This is a genomic window from Niallia sp. (genome assembly GCF_031978665.1).
In the GTDB taxonomy this organism is placed as follows: Bacteria; Bacillota; Bacilli; order Bacillales; family Cytobacillaceae; genus Niallia.
Genome location: NZ_DALZDK010000041.1, coordinates 41,104 through 43,610, shown reverse-complemented (window position 1 = coordinate 43,610; position 2,507 = coordinate 41,104). Strand labels below are relative to the sequence as shown.

The 2,507-nt window shown below is 42.6% G+C and carries 2 protein-coding genes; both read right to left on the bottom strand.

Annotated features, from left to right (window positions below):
* Positions 1-270: 270 nt before the first annotated feature.
* A complete protein-coding gene (locus RTL21_RS19685) occupies positions 271-2,121 on the bottom strand; it encodes a DHA2 family efflux MFS transporter permease subunit (RefSeq protein WP_312098379.1) in 1,851 nt (616 codons plus the stop codon).
* A 9-nt stretch (positions 2,122-2,130) separates the two neighbouring features.
* On the bottom strand, positions 2,131-2,507 hold a 377-nt coding region (locus RTL21_RS19680; protein WP_312098377.1), incomplete at its 5' end, for an HlyD family secretion protein.

The following is a 2,507-nucleotide window of genomic DNA, read 5'->3' as shown; positions in this document are numbered from 1 at the left end:
GAAAACCACATTGAGTAAAAGGCAAGGAGGAAATGGCGTTCATCCAACGAATGAAAGCCACATTGAGTAAAAATCCAGGCAGAAATGGAGTTCATCAACGAATGAAAACCACATTGTGTAAAAAACAAGAGGAAAGTGGCGTTCATCCAGCGAATAAAAGCTAGTTTTCAAAACCCCCCCACCCTAAGCAAAAGCTACTCACCAAAAGAAGACATCGCTCCTTCCCGCACACAAAAACCCCAGAGCAACAAGGTGCTCTGGGGCTTCCTATTAACTATCCTTCGAATTCGCAGTCGCTCTACGTATAAACAACGATAGAACCAATGCAACACTAGCAATAATCGTTGCTACCATAAATGCGTCGTTAATGCCGCTAATCGTAGATGCTTGTGCTGCTTTTCCATAGATAGTAGAAATAGCCAGTGTTTGGCCAGCTCCTGTTGGCAGTCCAGTAAGACCTGCTAAACCTTGACCTAACTGTGCAAACTTTTCTGCGATATATGGATTGGCAGAAGAGATAATGTTGTTATAGTTATCTAAATGAAATGCTGTGCGATTTGTCATGACTGTAATTAAGAAGGCGGTACCGATGCTTCCTGCGACGGTTCTTGCTGTATTGGAGACAGCGGTACCGTGGCTGGTTAAGCTTAGTGGTAGCTGATTCATTCCTTCTGTCATAACGGTCATCATAATAAAGGACATACCAAACATCCGGAAAATATAGAGCATCATCAGATGAGCATAGGATGTTTGCATCGTTAATTGGGTGAATCCCCATGTCGTGAGAACCGTGATAATTAAGCCGATGATCGCAAGCGGTCTTGCGCCAAATCGGTCAAAAAGCTTGCCGGCAATCGGAGACATAATTCCCATGATGATCGCACCTGGCAACATTAATAATCCAGAATCTAGTGCGGTGAAGCCGCGAATGTTCTGTAAGTAAATTGGCAGAAGCAGCATGGCTGCAAACATGGCCATATTTACAATCATGCTTATTAATGTTGTTAAGGTAAAGATACTGTATTTGAATACACGCAAGTCAACCATTGGCGCTTCTGTTGTAAGCTCTCTCCAGACGAAAAGGATTAAGAAGATAGCGCCAATTACTAGAGAAAGAACAACTACTCTGCTATCCCAGCCGTTGTTTCCAGCTTCACTGAATCCGTAAAGCAAGGAGCCTAGGCCGACGGTACAAGTAATGAAGCCGATCGTATCAAATACTGGGTTCGACACTTTCGTTACATCCTTCATCCACATAAAGGCGATAATTAAATCGAGAATGCCTATTGGGATAACAAGATCGAATAATACTCTCCAAGAATAATGGCCAATTAACCAACCGGATAAAGTTGGACCAATGGCAGGGGCGAAAATCATTACAACGCCCATGATTCCCATCGCTGTTCCCCGTTTTTCTGGCGGGAAAATAATTAAAAAGACGGTCATCAAAAGTGGCATTAATAAACCAGCTCCAGCTGCTTGGATGATGCGTCCAATTAAAAGCATCGAAAATCCAACAGAGGTGGCGCACACAATCGAACCAATGGTAAAGGCAGAAATCGCGGAAATAAGTAATTTCCTTGTTCCTAGTTTATTAATCAAAAATGGGGTGATTGGGATAAACACACCATTTGTCAGCATATATCCAGTGGATAGCCATTGGACGGTGCTTGTTGAAACATTTAAATCGTTCATAATATGTGGAATGGCCACATTCAATAGAGTTTGGTTCAGAATCGCAACAAATGCTCCGAGCATAAGAGCGACAATTACTTTGCCGCGATTGATTTCCTCGGTAGTTTCCAATGGTTTATAAGGAGCTTTTGATTTAATGGATTCCGCAGATGGTTCTGCGGCTTCAGCTGTTGTTGAACTCTCCATCTTCGTTTCGACAGCTTCGATTTGTTCGGAAGAAACTTCTTCCACATCTGCTTCCTTAGACGATTCTACCGGTTCGACTAAATCCGATTTTTCAAGGGATGGCTGTATGTCGTTATCCCTCTTACCGTCATCAATGACGCTTTCTTGTTTACCTACTGTTTTCTTTTTTCGAAAAAAAAGATTGATGATGAGTAGGAGGAGAATGCTTCCTATAATATAGCTTGTGATGTATGTGGTCATATCCATCACCTACTTATGAATTCTTACGGAAACGTTCATACCTGGGATTAGTTTTAGGCCGCCGTAATTGTCGATAGTGATGGTTACGGGAATGACTTGTGTTTCTTTTGTATAGTTTCCTGAGCTGTTGTTGCTTGGCAGTAGGGAGAAGGTTCCTGCTGTTGCAAGGCCTAAGCTGTCTACTTTTCCTGTTAGTACGGTATCTGGATAGGAATCTACATATAGATCGACTTCTTGGCCGACTTTTACTTTGTTGATGTCTGTTTCATCGACGTTGGCAGTGACCCATAGGCTTTCTAGATCATAGCTTTTTGCTAGGGATGTTCCTGCTGCGATATAGGTGTTTGGTACGGCGCTTGATTGCACAACAGTGCTATCTTCTGGAA